This window comes from Bartonella sp. MU37NMGALS, from assembly GCF_042194015.1.
GTDB classification, from domain to species: Bacteria; Pseudomonadota; Alphaproteobacteria; order Rhizobiales; family Rhizobiaceae; genus Bartonella; species Bartonella grahamii.
On record NZ_JBHIML010000001.1, the window covers coordinates 122,791 to 140,670 of the forward strand.

The following is a 17,880-nucleotide window of genomic DNA, read 5'->3' on the forward strand; positions in this document are numbered from 1 at the left end:
TTCTTTGAACAACGAATTTTGAGGTTTGCGCTTTAACTCTTTGTAATTTATTGGTTTTTATTGTTCTATTGTTGATAAAATAAGGGCTTTTTTGGTGGTGAGTTGAACCATTAGTTGATAGTGGTTCAACTCACTGTTTTTGAGTTTTAAAATTAAACAATTAACCTTTAAACAGGTAACATAAGGATAAGCCCATGTCATACACAGCCGAAATGATTATTCACTTGCGTGAAGAAAAAAAAGAAATGCGTAACCGCGATTTCGCGGACTCTATTGGTATATCCGAAGCAGAACTCATTGCGGCTTATTGTACAATTGGAAAAGCAAAAAAACTACGCGCTGATGTCGCTACTCTCTTGGAAAATGCTCCTAAACTTGGAATAGTCATGGCATTAACACGGAATGAAAATGCTGTCCATGAAATAACAGGATGTTTTGAGAAGATTGTTCAAAGTCAGCATATTCCGATAACACTCGGTGAAATTGACTTGCGTATTTTTTCAAAACAGTGGAAGTTTGGTTTCGAGCATGACGTGACTATTCTCGGAACACCTATGAAAAGTCTGCAATTTTTTGATCAATATGGCATTGCTATTTTCAAACTCTATTCTCAAGACGCAACAAATATGGAAGAATGGGCTGCACTTGTTGAAAAGTTGCTTCATGACGATCAATCATCCGCACTTGATATTTCTCCCGCTCCTACTCCAGTACAATGTGATACGGCAAAGCTAGATGTTGAAAAGTTCCGAGATCGTTGGCGACAGATGACTGATGTGCATCAACTTCATGGAATTATTTCTGAACTGAAAATTAATCGACATAATGCCGTAAAACATGCCGGAAATGAATTTGCCGATGAGTTAAAAATAGAAGCTGTTGAGATGATGCTCAAACAAGTTGCACAAGAAGAGTTACCAATTATGTGTTTTGTTGGAAATAAAGGATGTATCCAAATTTTCACTGGGCAAGTAAAGAATATTAAGCAAATGGGACCTTGGCTTAATGTTCTCGATCAGAAGTTTCACCTCCATTTACTCGTTTCTGGAATCAAGAAGGTATGGCGTGTTCGCAAACCTACAATTGATGGATATGTCAACTCACTTGAAGTTTTCGATAAAGATGATGAGATGATTATTCAATTCTTTGGCGTACGCAAGGAGGGCCAAAAAGAACGTGAAGATTGGCGCTCTTTATTGAATGGTTTACCATCGAGCCAAGAAAACAGCAGTAACTAAGATAAGGTAAGGTCAGACATGTTCATATCTCTTTTGCATAGGTTATCAAACCTTTTCCTTATATGTTTACTGCTCTCTCTTACCTGTTTTTCTAAACAAGTGATTGCTGAACCCACAACCCGTTTTCCTGAAAATGCTCGAATTGTTTCTATCGGCGGAGCACTTACAGAAATTGTCTATGCATTGGGTGCCCAAGATCAGCTTGTCGCCCGTGATAGTACAAGCGTCTACCCGCAAGAAGCGCTCAAGCTTCCTGTGCTTGGATATATGCGTGCTCTTTCACCGGAGGGTGTTTTATCACTTGCCCCAGAGGGCATATTGCTTGTTGAAGGAAGCGGTCCCGCTTCAACAATTGATATTCTCAAAAAAACATCAATCCCTCTGGTGATCATACCAGAAGACTACTCCCGTGAAAATGTGATAGAAAAGATTCGCCTCGTTGGTCAAGCCATTCATCGGGAAGTTCAAGCCGCTGCGTTAATTGAAAAATTGAAGCGTAATTTTTTAGAAAACGATACGCTTTTGGCGAAAGTAACAACACCAAAGCGTGTTCTTTTTGTTTTCTCTGTGCAAAATGGACGCGTCATGGCATCTGGAACAGGTACTGCAGCTGATAGTATGATAAAACTTTCAGGTGCTATCAATGCTATCACCGATTATAAAGGATATAAACTTCTCAACGGCGAAGCGTTATTGAAATCAGATCCTGATGTTATCTTACTTGTAAAACATGGTGCAAGATCAACTAGCATTGATAAGATTTTAGCCATACCGGCAGTTCAAGCAACAACAGCAGCAAAAAATCATGCCATAAAACAGATGGATGCTATGTATTTTTTAGGATTTGGTCCACGCACTGCAGACGCATCAAGAGAGCTTATTGAGATACTTTATGGTGCAAATCAAAACGGTAAGAGCTGATAAAAATGGTAGACGGTACATCCATGATGCATTTACCTGAAACAAAAGAAGGTAAAAAAATAAACCGTTCAAAGCAGGGGAAGGTTTTATTATTAAGCTTAATAATATTCCTTACCTTCAGTATTTTTGGTGGGCTCTTGAATGGTGCCGCAAAGGTTTCTTTCCTTGATCTCCTCCATGTGATGCTTACACAAGATTTTTCAGTAAGTAGTAAAACGCGTGATTACCTCGTGCTTATCGACATAAGGCTTCCCCGTGTTATCTTTGGATTGTTAATTGGAGCAGCTTTAGCTGTCTCCGGTGTTCTTATGCAAGGGCTTTTCCGTAATCCTCTTGCAGATCCTGGAATTATAGGTGTATCAGCAGGTGCTGGACTTGGAGCAGTTTTAGCAATTGTTGTCGGTATTGCTTTTCCTGTTTCATTTGCACCTTTTCTAGAGACTTACAAAGTTATCATAGGTGCTTTTTTTGGTGGACTTTTATCAACGATTATTCTCTACATAATAGCAACGCATAATAGCTTTACCTCTATTGCAACCATGCTGCTTGCTGGTATTGCTCTTGGTGCATTAAGCAGTGCAGTTGTTGGAACATTGATTTTTATCGCAAATGACCAACAACTCCGTGATATCACTTTTTGGAGTCTTGGCTCTCTTGCAGGCGCTACATGGTTGAAAGTATGGCTCGTTCTCCCTTTCATCGTTATTGGTCTTCTTTTCTCTCCCTTTTTATCAGGAGCACTTAATGCCCTTGCTCTTGGAGAAGCTGTTGCTGGCCATATTGGTTTCCATATTCAACGCGTTAAAAATATTGCTATTCCCCTTGTTGCTCTTATGTGTGGTAGTGCTGTTGCTGTCAGTGGTGGTATTGGTTTTATTGGTATTATTGTTCCTCATATTTTACGTCAACTCATTGGTCCTGATCATCGCTATCTCATTCCTTGCTCTGCTCTCTTGGGAGCAGCATTACTTATTTTTGCTGATACGTTTGCACGCTTAATTGTTGCCCCCGCAGAATTGCCGATTGGGATTGTAACAGCGCTTTTTGGTGCTCCTTTCTTTCTATGGATCCTTATATGCAAACGAGGAACAGACTTTTCATGATTAAAGCGACAAATATTTGTGTTCAGCGCGGAAAGAAGCAGATTCTTAAACACATTAATCTTCAAGCTAAAAGTGGTGCTTTTACCATTATTATTGGTCCTAATGGATCAGGAAAAAGTACTTTTATCAAAGCTCTGAGTGGTGAAATTCCTTACAGTGGAAAAATAACCTTAAATGGTTATAATGTATGCCAAACAAAAACTCATGAAATGGCAAAAATGCGCGCTGTGCTACCACAATCAACAACGCTCGTATTTCCATTCTTAGTCCATGAAGTTGTAGGGCTTGGCCTTTCTGTAAACCAATTTACCATTACCAAAGCCGAAGTGCAAAATCTTATCCAAAAAGCTTTAGAGTGCGTTGACCTTTCTGATTATGGCAACCTGTATTATCACCAATTATCAGGTGGAGAACAAGCTAGAGTACAACTTGCCCGTGTCCTTTGCCAAATCTGGAAACCTGTTCATAATGGGATTCCTCGCTGGATGATATTAGATGAACCTATTGCTAGCCTTGATATTCAACATCAAATCATCGTTATGGATATTGCTAAACAATTTGCCCATTCTGGTGGCGGCGTTCTTGCTGTTCTTCATGACCTCAATCTCGCAGCACATTATGCAGATAACATGATCTTGCTCAAGGAAGGAGAGATTTATTGCAAAGGAAATGCAACTAACGTTTTGACAACACAAAATCTCCGCGATGTTTATCATTGTTCTTTAAACGTTTCTGAATTACCTAAAGAAGATATCCCATTTGTACTCCCCCAAACAGCCCCCTCCTATGAAATTAGATCTCTAAGCTATCGGTTTCAATCTAAAAACTAAAGTCCATAGAAAAATAAAACATGCAAATATTTAAGAATCTTTTTTATTTTTATATGAACTTCTTTTTGTCATCTGTCATTTAAAAAAAAACCAAACACCCTAAAAATATTTTGAGAAAAAACCACTAGTTTAAAATCTTTCAAGATTTTACATAACTAAAAACATGCGAAATTTTGTTTTGCTATCAAGCTGTTAGATAATACGAATTTATACAACATAAATATGCGTTTTTCCACTCTTTTTATCACTTTTATCTTTATAAAAATGTTTCAAGAAATGCGTACAAATGCCTTTGTTATAATAATGGGGTGTATTATTTATATCTTCTAAGGACTATGTAGAAATCAAGTACCTTTCTCCCATCTATAAAAATTTATTTGTAGCTTTAATGGTAATATTTTCTTTATAACACATATACTTTAGCTTTTTGTATAAATAAATATTGATTTATAATGATATTTTTTACTTTTCTCTCTCTATTTAAAAAATCGTTTATTGGCATATCACAAAGAATTAAACTATTGAATAAAAACTTTAAAATAAACTCAATAACGCTTCTTGTAAGCCCCCTAATACAAAAACAATGCGGAATATAGGAATGAGGAGAGAGATAGCATTTGTCTGCTGCTTCACAAGCATAACGATGATTCCACTCAAGGAATACTATCATTTACACATAAAGCCTACACCATAGCAATGCAAAGAAATGAAATGGACAACAAGATGAGAGATATCTTTATGAGATAAATTAACTCATACAGGGGTATGCTATTTTTACACAAAAAACGTTAAAAATATTGTACTTTTTATGCCTCAGGTTGAATAATTTTATCACCTTATCCCCTATCAAAACACCTTATGAACAAATATATCTCCAGATCTCTTCATGGCACAGTTTAAATGATTTCATACATTTTCCCTATGTTATCATACAATTATAAAAAAGTTATAATTTTCTTTTTCTTATAATAAATTATATCCTTAACTCTTTCTTTCAATCATTTTTAAATTGTTTTTTTGACTCTCTCAAGTATCCTATTAACAGTATAGACTTCCTCTTCATATGCATATGAAAATAACGCGGAATTGCTCCGCGTTAATAAAATTATCAATGTCTATAGATTATTATTACTCAAACATACTCAGGATTTTATAGCATAGACAACGGTTGTATTAACAGGGCGCGTTTCTGCCTCACCCGTATGGGAAAGAGTTACCTTGTGTGTATGTGCGCCAGCAGAACCTGTTCTCCCCTTCAGGGTCGCATCATAGGTATAATGGTTCGGTAGTCTCCCAATATCACCAACTGGCCATCCAACTCCTTTATACTCAAAATTATGCGCATGCTCGCCTGCATTTTCAATACTCCCAATATGCGTATGCGATTTTATGCTATCTTGTTGTTCATCTGCAAATTTTCTACCACCATCTAAACCCCGACCATTATCAAAGCCGCGTAAAAACATGCCTCTAAAATCAGGAACTTTAAAAGTTTTATTGCTGTCTTTTCCCCATTTATCACCTATTGCGTTGAATAACTGCGGATAATCTTCACGCTTATAGGCCTTACCATCACACAAAAGCCAACCATTTGGCACATTTTGCATAGCAAATGTTGCAATAAATCCAGAGGGAAAACTTTCTATCTTTGGTGGTGTAGGATTTAATAAATACCACCCCTCATGCTCTTTTATTAAAACACCATTATTGTATACCATTTCATAAATGCCATCTGTTTGAAATTCTCCACCTTCTAATGGTATAACCCCCGCATCAGTTGCTTTATAGATAAGCTTTTCTCCTATATTATTAACAGTTATTTTTGTCGAGCCAATATTTACACCACAAGCTTTAAAACGTATGATGATATCATTGTTGTATTTTTTTATAGGCGAAACTGTCTTTAAGGTAATTAATGTTGTTTTATCTTCCACATTTACTGTAAAGCTTGAATTAATAGATCCACCATTATCTGCAAGATATTCACGCACGCGCTGCATCATCGCCCGTGCACTATCATTAACAGAACTAGGCGGCTGACCTTCTGCCCAATTAATGATACTATCTGAATAAGCATTTTCATCAGCCTTTAGAGACCAATCGTAAATATTAGACATTATAAATCCCCCATTATTTTCATAGTTTTTCTAACAAATTCTCGTTCTGTGCACTAAAATGTGCTGCCACTGTTGATTGGTACATCATAATCACTGCACCATCCGTATTTACGCATTTTACCTCTCTTCACTCCTTATAATTTAATAACCTAAATTCACCAGATGCTTTTCATAACATTAGTATTAATGTTTTCTCTTCTAATGTGTGATGTAACCACCTCATCTGATGTTACTTAATATCTTGTTTTGTTGCTTTGCTGTTGTTATATAAATATTTCTCAAATCTTGCATCTTGTTGCAAAATTTATAAATACTGTTCAAAATTTTCCTTATTATGGATTTCATATAACCATTATCGAATGTAATAACTTATCATCCACATAGAAAGTTTCTGACTTAAGCATTATCTTTTTTATTTTTTTCAATAGTTTAAATCTATCTCGTTGATATTTTAAAACAAGGAAACTCTATCTTTTGGCTATCACTTGTATTAAAATTTTAAAGTTAGCTTTAAATTCTTTGCATGCTTCATTATGTTTTTATTCACATGCAAATGCTTTGTTCTATTTTATTCAATTTATTCCTGAAATTGTGTTACAAAGTCAGCACCAATGTTTTTTTGAACAGGCTTTTGTTCAATCTAAATGCACCATAGAGAATATACTCAATATGGCCATTTCCTCACACTTTCATTGAACTGGAAATGAAATACCACACACCTTCACCACATCTGAAGGTTGTATCCGATCCGGAAAACATTAAAAAACATAACCTAGCACCCTCCCCCAATTTTTATGAACAATACCCTTGTTTTTTTAATGCCCCGTAACCAAATTCTTCCCTCCCGCATTTAGCATACTTCTATGTATATTATTATATGTATATTTTTTTTGCAAGAATAATAAATCATTCTCCACAACATCTTGCAATTATTGGTGCTCTTCTCTATTCTTTCCAACGTTTACCTCATTATTTAGTATAATTGAACTACTTAAAAATGATTTTTTTAACAAGATCTAAAAGATAAGCTGTTTTTTATATCTTTCATAGTGTTCATAACGAGTTTTATGATATTAGTGGAACGATGCAAAGCAATTATAGAATGCTATGGTAGTTTAGATAAAGAATTCACTAACGAATTTATCTATGAGTCTCTTGTTAACACATTTGTCTATCTCTGGGGTATACCAATCATCTTTTCCTGTATAGCTGCAGATTTTATATGGCTACCAATTGTAACATTGCTAATAATAGCAACATTAGTGGGAATTTGGTTACTCTTCCTCATAATTCCTTACTTATTCCAAAATTGGTTTTTGGCTTTGATAATCATTATTATAATAATTCTTTGTTTGCGTTTGTTTTATTTATTCCCTATTTTAGTGTTTAAAAATTTTTTTGAGGCGAATTTACTCAATTTTTCTCTTGTTGTATTATAATAAATAAGAGCACTTCATTATAATTAGAAAGCTTTTTGTATATCTTTTTGTATATAATGAGTGATTTCTTATCTGTAATATTACTGCACGACATCACATGACTCTTGAGTACCTTTACCTTGAAAACAAAGAGCTTTATGTCTCAGAAAATGAATTTAAGTAGTACTTTATGCTGAGATACATCCTTTTGCTTTCTCTCTTCCAACTCTTTAAAAGTGTTGATGAAATTTCAAGATGAAAAGCCTTTGTTCATTTTCATCATCATTTTTTAATAATAAAGATTAAGTATTGTTTCACATTTTTTTTATCGCATTCTTAATGGGAATATCTCCTCATGAAAAATAGAATGCCCCACACAAAATATAATGATATTGCATATCACGCACTTTTTAAAGAAATATTGCTCAAAATATACTCTGTTCATTTTACGATAGCACACGTCAATGATACAATAGAAAGCCATTACAGATCATCATCTTTAAGCTTTTGAAGATACAAGCTGGAACCCATTATACAATTTTGTTGGTCGCCACATTGCGATCGTCCTCGCATCTGAGAATGTTCATGTATGACTTTTCGCTTCCTTTCTTCAAGTATTTTGCCCCATATGCTCCCACTGATGACGTGCAAGAAGTGATTTTATATGAAAAGATGTATGATGAAAGAATCTTATGGTATTCTGAGTTATTATTTTAATATGAAAAAATCTCGATCAGAGCTATAAACTATCTAATTTTTCCTTGATAATCCGTTTTTAACTTTATTCTTGTTTATAAAAGCTTCAGTATCATAGTTTATCACTTCATAATATCTATTTTCACTCTTAAAAAACACACCAAAATCATTTAAATATATTTTTATGATTGACAATATAGATATTTAAGCCAACCATATTCGTATTAAAAAAATACTTTAAATGGGAGGAGGCATGTAAATATTAGAATAGATATTGTATCAATTTTTCAAAATAAATTTTCTTGAGCTTTATTCGGTTTGCTTTGCTATAAAGCAAATACTATTTCTATTCATCCGAATGCTCGTAATTGATAATTTGAATATATCTCCATTAACATCGCAACCTATTTTTGAACTCTGTATCTATAAGGAAGAAGTTTGTGCAGAAAAATACTCCATCAATCAGTTGTAACCCCTTTCCCGCTTCACGCAAAATTTATCAACAAAGTCCTATCTTTTCTGATGTGCACGTACCATTGCGTGAAATTTCACTGACTGATGGTAGTGGTGAGAAACCTTTAAAAGTTTACGATACTTCTGGCCCCTACACAGATAAAGATATGATCATTGATATTACAAAAGGCTTGCCAGCAATTAGCTTGCCTTGGCTCTCTAAGCGGGATGATACTGAAACTTATCCTGCACGATTAGTTAAACCTGAAGATAATGGATTGGCTTCTGATAAAAACCTTACACCAACCTTTAAACAAAAACGTCCCATTTTACGAGCAAAAAATGGCAAAGCAATTACACAAATGGCTTACGCGCGCGCAGGCATTATTACCGAAGAAATGGAATATGTGACTATACGAGAAAATGAAGGATTAGCAGTAAAAGAACGGCAAGATGTACCATCAAATGAAACATTTGCTGGATCAATACCAGAAATTTATACTGCCGAATTTGTTCGCAATGAAATTGCTTGTGGACGCGCCATTATTCCACAAAACATTAATCATCCAGAATGCGAACCCATGATTATTGGGCGTAATTTTCGTGTTAAAATTAATGCCAATATTGGCAATTCAGCAGTAACTTCATCTATGGAAGAAGAAGTTGATAAAATGGTTTGGGCCATTCGCTGGGGAGCCGACACAGTTATGGATCTCTCAACAGGTCGAAATATTCATAATATTCGTGAGTGGATTATTCGAAATGCCCCTGTTCCTATCGGGACTGTTCCACTTTATCAAGCACTCGAAAAAGTACAAGGTATTGCCGAAAACTTAACATGGGATATTTTCCGTGATACCCTTATTGAGCAAGCAGAGCAAGGTGTTGATTATTTTACCATTCATGCGGGATTAAGATTACCTTTTATCCCTTTGACCGTTGATCGGGTAACAGGTATTGTTTCACGAGGTGGTTCTATTATGGCAAAATGGTGTTTGCATCATCACAAAGAAAGTTTTCTCTATGAACATTTTGATGAAATTTGTGATATTGCACGCACGTATGACATCTCTCTTTCCTTGGGGGATGGATTGCGCCCTGGCTCTATTGCCGATGCCAATGATGAAGCTCAATTTGCAGAACTTAAAACTTTAGGAGAATTGACAAAAATTGCTTGGGAAAAAGATGTACAGGTTATGATTGAAGGTCCTGGGCATGTCCCAATGCACAAAATTAAAGAAAATATGGAGCAACAATTAGATCTTTGTCATGAGGCACCTTTTTATACTTTGGGACCTCTTACAACCGACATTGCTCCTGGTTATGATCATATTACATCAGCAATTGGTGCCGCTATGATTGGATGGTTTGGAACAGCTATGTTATGTTATGTAACACCTAAAGAACACCTAGGGCTCCCCGATAGAAATGACGTAAAAACTGGTGTAATCACTTATAAAATTGCTGCTCATGCCGCTGACCTTGCCAAAGGTTTGCCTAGAGCACAATTGCGCGATAATGCTCTTTCGCGTGCACGATTTGATTTTAGATGGCATGATCAATTCAACCTTTCTCTTGATCCGGAAACAGCTTGTGCCTTTCATGATGAGACAATGCCTAAAGAAGCCCATAAATTGGTACATTTTTGTTCCATGTGTGGACCAAAATTCTGTTCTATGCGTATTTCTCATGATATTCGTGAGGCAGTAGCAATAAGAAAAACAAAATGGGAAGGTATGATCGCCATGTCCGAGAAATATCAAAAAAATGGTGATCTTTATATGGAAATCGTTTCTCCTCAAAAAGAGAAAGCAAACAGTTGAAGAACATTCTTATCAAAGGAGCAGGTGTAGGAGGACTAACCGTTGCCTTTATGTTACAGCAAAAAGGTGCTTCGGTTACTGTATCGGCTCCCACTCATTCTCCTATAGGAAGTGCTAGTTGGTATGCAGGAGGAATGCTCGCACCTTACTGTGAGAGAGAAAATGCGGAACAGATTGTTGAAGATCTTGGTATACAAGCTATACAGTGGTGGCGTAAAACGCTTCCCAACCTTGTCATACAAAAAGGCACTTTAGTGGTTGCACCTACACGAGATAGAGGAGAGCTTGAACGGTTTTCTGGACGCACGCATAATCACAAAACCATAGATAATATAGAGATAGCTCATCTTGAACCAGATCTTGCGGAACGTTTTAACTGTGCACTCTTTTATGAAAATGAAGCCCATATTGATCCTCGCAAAGCACTTATGGCTTTAAAAGAAAAGCTTCTCAACAATGGAGCGTGTTTTGTTGATGTAGAGACGGCTGAAACAAATTTTGATATTGTTATTGATGCGACAGGAATAGCACGTTTAGGAAAAGATAAAAATATACGGGGCGTACGCGGCGAAATGCTTCTCGTGCGCTGCACCGATATTAAAATTTCGCGTCCAATTCGTCTTCTTCATCCACGGTTTCCTCTCTACATTGTACCTCGACAAGATAATATTTTTATGATTGGTGCAACGATGATTGAAAGTGACTTTGATGGTGCAATCTCAGTGAGATCAATGATGGAACTGCTCAACGCGGCTTATACTTTACATCCTGCTTTTGCTGAAGCAGAAATTATTGAATCTGGCGTTGGTGTTCGTCCATGTTATCCTAATAACTTCCCTTCTGTGCATAAAGATGGTAACTTTATTTCTATTAATGGATTTTATAGACATGGTTTTCTGTTGTCTCCAGAAATGGCAAAACGAGCAATGGAATTGGCATTGGAATAAAGCATGCAAATATTTGTTAATGGTGAAACAGTCCAAACAGAAGTTATGACTCTCGGTCTCTTGCTTGAAGAATTGGGGTATGAAGGAAATTGGCTTGCAACTGCTGTTAACGCTGAAGTTGTTCCCATAGATGCACGAAGCCAATTTGTCTTGCATGAAGGAGATAAAATTGAAATTTTAAGCCCAATGCAAGGAGGCTAAAATTATGCTGAATCTTTATGGACGACAATTCTCTTCCCGTCTTCTATTAGGTACAGCGCAATATCCTTCACCAGCAATCCTTCGTGATGCTATTCATAAATCGAATACGGAAATTGTAACTGTTTCCTTGCGCCGTGAAACTGCAGGTGGAAAACAAGGTGGACAATTTTGGCAATTTCTTCAAGGACTTGGGGTAAAAGTGCTTCCTAATACTGCTGGTTGTTATACTGTTAAAGAGGCCGTAACCACAGCCCAATTAGCAAGAGATCTTTTTAAAACAGCTTGGATTAAACTCGAAATTATCGGTAATTCAGATACCTTACAGCCAAATATTTTTTCCTTAATCGAAGCAGCTCAAATTTTAAACAATGAAGGTTTCAAAATTTTTGCTTACACAACGGATGATCTCATTGTTGCTGAAAAACTTTTTGACATTGGTTGCCGTGTTATTATGCCTTGGTGTGCTCCTATTGGTTCTGCCAAAGGACCTCATAATACTGATGGATTGCGTTCTATCCGTGCTTACCTTCCGGATGCTACTCTTGTTATTGATGCCGGCATTGGACGCCCATCACATGCCGCCATTGCGATGGAACTCGGTTACGATGCAGTACTGCTTAATACCGCAGTTGCTAAAGCAGGTGATCCTGTCTTAATGGCTGAAGCATTTTCTAAAGCTGTTCAAGCAGGACGTATGGGATATAAAGCTGGCATGATCGAAGCACGCAATGTGGCAGTCCCTTCAACGCCAGTCATTGGAAAAGCAGTATTTTCATGAAACTGGATCCATTTTACCTCATCGTTGATAACGCTGATTGGGTTGAACGTTTGCTCCCTCTTGGCATCAAGCTCGTACAATTGCGTATGAAACATGAAAATCAACAAATAATCCGTCAACATATCAAGCGCGCAAAAAACATATGCAATAAATTGGGAGCACAATTAATTATTAATGATCATTGGGAAATAGCAATTGATGAAAAGTGCAATTTTATTCATCTGGGACAAGAAGATCTAAGCAATGCTGATCTTCACGCAATTCGTAAAAGTGGTATAAAAGTTGGTCTTAGTACACACGATGAACATGAATTGGATATCGCACTCTCTGTTAATCCTGAATATATTGCACTTGGTCCTATTTATCCGACAATCTTAAAAAAAATGAAATGGATGCCGCAAGGACTAGAAAAAATCAAACAATGGAGAAAGCGGATTGGTGCTTTACCTTTGGTGGGCATTGGTGGTTTAACACCAGAACGCGCAGTTGGTGTTTTAAAAGCGGGAGCAAATAGTGCTGCTGTTGTGACTGATATTATCCTCCATAAAAAACCTGAAGAGCGTGTCCAACAGTGGATAAAAGTGACACAAATATGGCGTTGATACCTTCCATTCTTATTGTTGCAGGCACAGATCCAACAGGAGGTGCCGGTATTGTTCGTGATATAGAAACCGCTGCACATTTTCAAATAAAAGCAAATTTAGCAATCACTTGTGTTAACGTACAAGATGATAATCGCGTTGCCGAAATCATTCCAATGCGTGAAGACCTCGTCGCTGCGCAAATGCGTGCTGCCCTAGAAGCAAATCCAATAAGCGCAATAAAAATCGGTATGATGGGGACAAAAGCAATTATAGAAGCAATCTGTAACGTACTCAAAGACTATCCCCATATCCCAGTTATTTTGGACCCCGTACTTGTCGCTTCATCAGGAGGAAAACTAACAACGGAAACAATCATCGACACGATGATCGATAAACTGCTTTCTCATGTTACTCTTTTAACACCGAATAGAGAAGAACTTGCTCTTCTTAGCCAAAGTCCATTGGCATCTTATGATGAGCAAGCAATACAACAAGCAAAAAAACTTTTGTCATTGGGAGCTCAATCTATTTTAGTAAAAGGGGGACATGCAGAGGGTCCTCTTGCAATTGATAGCTTCTTTGACAAAACTGAAGTCATAAATATTTCTACGCCACGTTTAAAAGGAACAATGCGAGGAACAGGTTGCATTCTCTCAAGCGCTATTGCTGCGCATTTGGCGTTAAATGAATCTATGACTGAAGCGGTAAAAAAAGCAAAAGCATATACCCACACATTACTTTTAAACCATTGTAAAAACAGTTTGTAAAGTCTTAGTATTTTTTCATATAAAAGTAATATTCATATATCTCATTAATATATTTAATATTTTTAATAAAAATTATTAAAAATAATATAATAATAAAAAAATTATACTTAATTTTATAAATAAAATACTATAAAAGTAACTTTCATTAATTATTAAATATAGAATATAATGATCAAAAATGTTATCATACCACTTGCATTCAGTAGAGAATTCTTTTATTATAAAGAACTTAGTCTGTTTAAAAATTTAAAATAGCGTAATTTAAACAAATTGTACATTTAAAGATGTATATAATCGCGAACACTCGCATTTTACGATTTGCCTTTTTTGTGAAAAGAGAGAATCCTATCAGCGTTCTTGTACATTAATGGCTAGCGAATACATTTATAAAACTTGAAGGATAATTTTGTTTGATCTATAGTTGCTAGATCATTAGAAAAAATAAAATGTTAAATCAAACGCCGTGCTCAATTTCCTATGAAGAACTCTTAAACTTTTATAAAGAAAGTGGTGCGGATGCTGTTCTGACAGATTTCCCTATTAATCGTTTTAAGCAGTCTGCTTGTTCAGAGAGCAAATTAATATCTGTCGTGAACATTTCTCATAATCAACAAACATCTCCCAAAACATCTCCCACCGTAAAATCAGATCATCGTCCGCTGCATAACTCTAGGGGGGCTATACAAAATGAACCCACAGCTATAGAGAGTGCAAACAATGCAAAAACACTTGATGAATTAAAATCTGCTCTCCTTGCATTTAATGGCTGTTCACTAAAATTGACAGCAAAAAATACCTGCTTTTCAGATGGAACAGCAGGAAGCCCCCTGATGCTTATAGGCGAAGCACCAGGACGAGAAGAGGATATACAAGGAATTCCTTTTGTGGGAAAAGCAGGAATGTTGCTTAATAAAATCCTCGCATCAATTGGCTTAACAAGGAATAATGTTTACATTGCCAACACTATTCCTTGGCGTCCACCAGGAAATCGTACACCAACACCAAGAGAAGTCGCCTTGTGCCGCCCTTTTATTGAACGGCACATTTATCTAGCGCGTCCTCGTGTACTTATAGCACTGGGAGGCATTGCTGCACAGCTTCTTACGGGATCTCAAAATGGGATTATCCGAACACGAGGGAAATGGCATATTTATGAAAGTGAGGATAATATAAAAATACCTGTTATGCCAACTTTCCACCCTGCCTACCTTCTCCGAACCCCTAGTCAAAAAAAACTTACATGGATAGACTTCTTAGAAGTAAAAAATCGCCTCGATAGCCTTTTGTAATTCTTTAATCTTCTTTGACTCTAAAATTAAAAACCTTCTTTAACTCTTAAAATATGAATGGGAAAAACTATGGAACAGCCAACAACACCTATTTATCGTTTGGAAGACTACCAGCCAACCCCTTACGTTATTCCTAAAACACAACTTTCCTTCCAATTGGCACCAACAAAAACCTATGTTACAGCCATATTGTCTATTGAGTCCCGTCACAATACAAAAGAATTAACACCTCTTGTTCTTTCTGGTGATGATCTTACTTTAATTTCCGTTTCTATTAATGATGAGACATTAGCCCCAAACACTTATAAAGTGACGCCTTCACGTTTAGAAATTACAACGCCACCAGCAGCTCCTTTTACATTGAAATTGGTTACGGAACTGAATCCTGAAAGCAACCGCCAACTTATGGGCCTTTATCTTTCAAATGGTGTTTATTGCACACAATGCGAATCGGAAGGTTTTCGTCGTATTACTTATTTTTACGACCGCCCAGATGTTCTTTCTACCTATAGAGTGAAAATTGAGGCAGATTCCCAAACAATCCCAATCTTGCTTTCAAATGGTAATCTGGTGGAAACAGGAACTTTAGAGAATAATCGCCATTTTGCCATTTGGGAAGATCCTTATCCCAAACCATCCTATCTCTTTGCTTTAGTAGGTGGAGATCTTGATAAGTTAGAAGATCATTTTACAACTGTATCTGGACGACGTATCGAGCTTGGTATCTATGTGGAAAAAGGAAAAACCAAACGCGCAACCTATGCAATGGATGCTCTTAAACGTTCCATGCGTTGGGATGAACAATGTTTTGGGCGCGAATATGATCTTGATATTTTCAATATTGTTGCAGTGTCCGACTTTAACATGGGAGCAATGGAAAACAAGGGACTTAACGTTTTTAATGATAAATATGTTCTGGCAGATCCTGAAACAGCAACCGATCAGGATTATAGAAATGTTGAACGTGTCATTGCACATGAATATTTCCATAATTGGAGCGGTAATCGTATTACCTGTCGCGATTGGTTTCAACTCTGTTTAAAAGAAGGATTCACTGTTTATCGTGATCAGGAATTTTCATCAGATCAAAATGTACGCAGCCTACAACGAATTGAAAATGTAAAAGCATTAAAAGCGACGCAATTTGCAGAAGATGCAGGACCTCTTGCGCATCCTGTACGTCCTCGTCAATATAGCCAAATTAATAATTTTTACACCACAACTGTTTATGAAAAAGGTGCCGAAGTTGTTCGCATGATACGGACTATTTTAGGACCCTCTCTATTTCGTAAAGGTACTGATCTTTATTTTCAACGTCATGATGGACAAGCTTGTACAATTGAAGATTTTATCGCCTGTTTTGCTGAAGTATCTGGTCAAGACTTTTCCCAATTCATGTTGTGGTATGAACAAGCTGGAACACCAAATGTAGAAATCGATAGTCATTATAGCGATGGTGTTTTAACAATTCATGCAAAGCAACATATTCCGGCAACCCCACAACAAAATACAAAAAAGCCCATGCTTATCCCTATATTATTTGGCTTGTTAGGACCTAATGGAGAAAACCTCACCTATGAAGCGGATACAGATATTCAATCAAACGTTATGCTTTTATCCAAGGAAAACCAAACGTTTACATTAAAGGGTCTGCGTGAAAAACCTGTTTTATCACTGCTTAGAGACTTCTCTGCACCAATCAATCTACAAACTCCATTCAATGAAAGCGAACTTATTTTTCTTGCACAACATGATGACAATCACATCAATCGCTGGCAATCTCTTAATCATTTAATGACGCAAGCTTTGATTCAAAGCATTCAAGATGAAACAAAAGCAAAAGAGGGTATGCCCTCTGCTTTGATAAAATTGATTGAAGCTATCGTTACAGATGAAAGTCTTGAACCTGAGTTTCGTGCATTTTGTTTAAGTTTACCGAGCGAAGTTGAACTTGCCCACACACTTGGTAAAAATATTGATCCAGAGCGTATTCATCATGTGCGCAATCAGTTTTTAGCTTCGCTCGCGCATACACATCAAGGGCTCTTCACAAAATTTTATGGGCAAATGCAAACTAAAGAGCCCTATTCACCAAACACTGTACAAGCTGGAAAGCGAGCGTTAAAGAATATAATACTGGATTATCTTTCCATTACTGAGGCCAATCCAAATCGTGCTGCCACACAATATGCAACAGCTGATAATATGACTGACCGTATGGCTAGTATCGCTGTTCTCGTGAAGCGTTTTAATGAAAGTGAGCAGGCGCAAAATGCCTTAAATGATTTTGAAAACCGCTATCACCATGATCCTTTGGTCATGGATAAATGGTTCTCCATTCAAGCAATGGTTGCAGGGGCATCAACGCTCGAGAATGTTCAAAAGCTCATGCAACACCCGCTCTTTTCAAAAGATAATCCCAATCGTGTGCGTTCCCTAATCGGTGTCTTTGCCTCTAACAATCTCACGGGCTTTAACAGGATGGATGGAGCGTCTTATCATTTTCTTTGCCAAATTATTTTGGAAATTGACAAAAAAAATCCACAGCTCGCTTCACGATTATTAACAACGATGCGCTCTTGGCGACAATTAGAACCCATTCGACAACAAAAACTTGAAACTGAATTAAAAATGATTGCTGCTGCACCAAAGTTATCAAGTGATGTCGCTGATATCATCAACCGTCTGCTCACTTGAAACGAAAAAATTATTTTA

General features: G+C 36.7%; 13 protein-coding genes. 12 read left to right on the forward strand and 1 reads right to left on the reverse strand.

The genetic code is table 11. The features are described 5' to 3' along the window. Positions 1-194: 194 nt before the first annotated feature. Genes ACFIJP_RS00530 through ACFIJP_RS00545 form a run of 4 tightly spaced genes read left to right on the forward strand, consistent with a single transcriptional unit; the run spans position 195 to position 4,092 of the window. A complete protein-coding gene (locus ACFIJP_RS00530) occupies positions 195-1,238 on the forward strand; it encodes a hemin-degrading factor (protein WP_375625047.1) in 1,044 nt (347 codons plus the stop codon). Between the two features lie 18 nt (positions 1,239-1,256). Further along, positions 1,257-2,159: a hemin ABC transporter substrate-binding protein gene (locus ACFIJP_RS00535; RefSeq protein ID WP_375625048.1), complete on the forward strand. Its 903-nt coding sequence runs from the start codon at positions 1,257-1,259 to the stop codon at positions 2,157-2,159. Positions 2,160-2,164: 5 nt separating this feature from the next. Then, positions 2,165-3,262, forward strand: a complete 1,098-nt coding sequence (locus ACFIJP_RS00540) for a FecCD family ABC transporter permease (RefSeq protein WP_375625049.1) — start codon at positions 2,165-2,167, stop codon at positions 3,260-3,262. After that, positions 3,259-4,092 (forward strand): heme ABC transporter ATP-binding protein, encoded by an 834-nt coding sequence (locus ACFIJP_RS00545; protein ID WP_375625050.1) that lies wholly within the window; start codon positions 3,259-3,261, stop codon positions 4,090-4,092. The genes ACFIJP_RS00540 and ACFIJP_RS00545 overlap by 4 nt, the downstream gene beginning before the upstream one ends. Before the next feature lie 1,142 nt (positions 4,093-5,234). Here the strand turns inward: ACFIJP_RS00545 and ACFIJP_RS00550 are convergent. Next, entirely contained in the window at positions 5,235-6,209 is a 975-nt protein-coding gene (locus ACFIJP_RS00550) for a tail fiber protein (protein WP_375625051.1), read from the reverse strand. Between the two features lie 2,554 nt (positions 6,210-8,763). On the opposite strand from ACFIJP_RS00550, the gene thiC reads away from it, so the two are divergent. The 8 genes from thiC to pepN all read left to right on the forward strand — a co-directional run bounded on the left by thiC (position 8,764) and on the right by pepN (position 17,862). Then, a complete protein-coding gene (thiC, locus tag ACFIJP_RS00555; RefSeq protein WP_375625052.1) occupies positions 8,764-10,599 on the forward strand; it encodes a phosphomethylpyrimidine synthase ThiC in 1,836 nt (611 codons plus the stop codon). Beyond that, positions 10,596-11,546, forward strand: a complete 951-nt coding sequence (locus tag ACFIJP_RS00560; RefSeq protein ID WP_375625053.1) for an FAD-dependent oxidoreductase — start codon at positions 10,596-10,598, stop codon at positions 11,544-11,546. The genes thiC and ACFIJP_RS00560 overlap by 4 nt, the downstream gene beginning before the upstream one ends. A 3-nt stretch (positions 11,547-11,549) precedes the next feature. Beyond that, entirely contained in the window at positions 11,550-11,747 is a 198-nt protein-coding gene (gene thiS, locus ACFIJP_RS00565; protein WP_273791115.1) for a sulfur carrier protein ThiS, read from the forward strand. A 4-nt stretch (positions 11,748-11,751) separates the two neighbouring features. Next, entirely contained in the window at positions 11,752-12,525 is a 774-nt protein-coding gene (locus ACFIJP_RS00570; RefSeq protein WP_375625054.1) for a thiazole synthase, read from the forward strand. After that, complete coding sequence (locus ACFIJP_RS00575) at positions 12,522-13,127, forward strand: thiamine phosphate synthase (protein ID WP_375625055.1); 606 nt, start codon at positions 12,522-12,524, stop codon at positions 13,125-13,127. Before ACFIJP_RS00570 ends, ACFIJP_RS00575 begins: the two co-directional genes overlap by 4 nt. Then, positions 13,118-13,876, forward strand: coding sequence for a hydroxymethylpyrimidine/phosphomethylpyrimidine kinase (locus ACFIJP_RS00580; RefSeq protein WP_375625187.1), 759 nt, complete (start codon positions 13,118-13,120; stop codon positions 13,874-13,876). The genes ACFIJP_RS00575 and ACFIJP_RS00580 overlap by 10 nt, the downstream gene beginning before the upstream one ends. A 446-nt stretch (positions 13,877-14,322) precedes the next feature. Next, entirely contained in the window at positions 14,323-15,165 is an 843-nt protein-coding gene (locus ACFIJP_RS00585; protein ID WP_273788417.1) for a uracil-DNA glycosylase family protein, read from the forward strand. Positions 15,166-15,234: 69 nt separating this feature from the next. Further along, positions 15,235-17,862, forward strand: a complete 2,628-nt coding sequence (gene pepN, locus ACFIJP_RS00590) for an aminopeptidase N (RefSeq protein WP_375625056.1) — start codon at positions 15,235-15,237, stop codon at positions 17,860-17,862. The last annotated feature ends 18 nt before the right edge of the window (positions 17,863-17,880 follow it).

Bases quoted from the DNA above. Each gene is read 5' to 3' on its own strand.
- ACFIJP_RS00530 (WP_375625047.1), top strand. From the start codon at position 195: ATGTCATACACAGCCGAAATGATTATTCACTTGCGTGAAGAAAAAAAA.
- ACFIJP_RS00535 (WP_375625048.1), top strand. From the start codon at position 1,257: ATGTTCATATCTCTTTTGCATAGGTTATCAAACCTTTTCCTTATATGT.
- ACFIJP_RS00540 (WP_375625049.1), top strand. From the start codon at position 2,165: ATGGTAGACGGTACATCCATGATGCATTTACCTGAAACAAAAGAAGGT.
- ACFIJP_RS00545 (WP_375625050.1), top strand. From the start codon at position 3,259: ATGATTAAAGCGACAAATATTTGTGTTCAGCGCGGAAAGAAGCAGATT.
- ACFIJP_RS00550 (WP_375625051.1), bottom strand. From the start codon at position 6,209: ATGTCTAATATTTACGATTGGTCTCTAAAGGCTGATGAAAATGCTTAT.
- thiS (WP_273791115.1), top strand. From the start codon at position 11,550: ATGCAAATATTTGTTAATGGTGAAACAGTCCAAACAGAAGTTATGACT.
- ACFIJP_RS00570 (WP_375625054.1), top strand. From the start codon at position 11,752: ATGCTGAATCTTTATGGACGACAATTCTCTTCCCGTCTTCTATTAGGT.
- ACFIJP_RS00575 (WP_375625055.1), top strand. From the start codon at position 12,522: ATGAAACTGGATCCATTTTACCTCATCGTTGATAACGCTGATTGGGTT.
- ACFIJP_RS00580 (WP_375625187.1), top strand. From the start codon at position 13,118: ATGGCGTTGATACCTTCCATTCTTATTGTTGCAGGCACAGATCCAACA.
- ACFIJP_RS00585 (WP_273788417.1), top strand. From the start codon at position 14,323: ATGTTAAATCAAACGCCGTGCTCAATTTCCTATGAAGAACTCTTAAAC.
- pepN (WP_375625056.1), top strand. From the start codon at position 15,235: ATGGAACAGCCAACAACACCTATTTATCGTTTGGAAGACTACCAGCCA.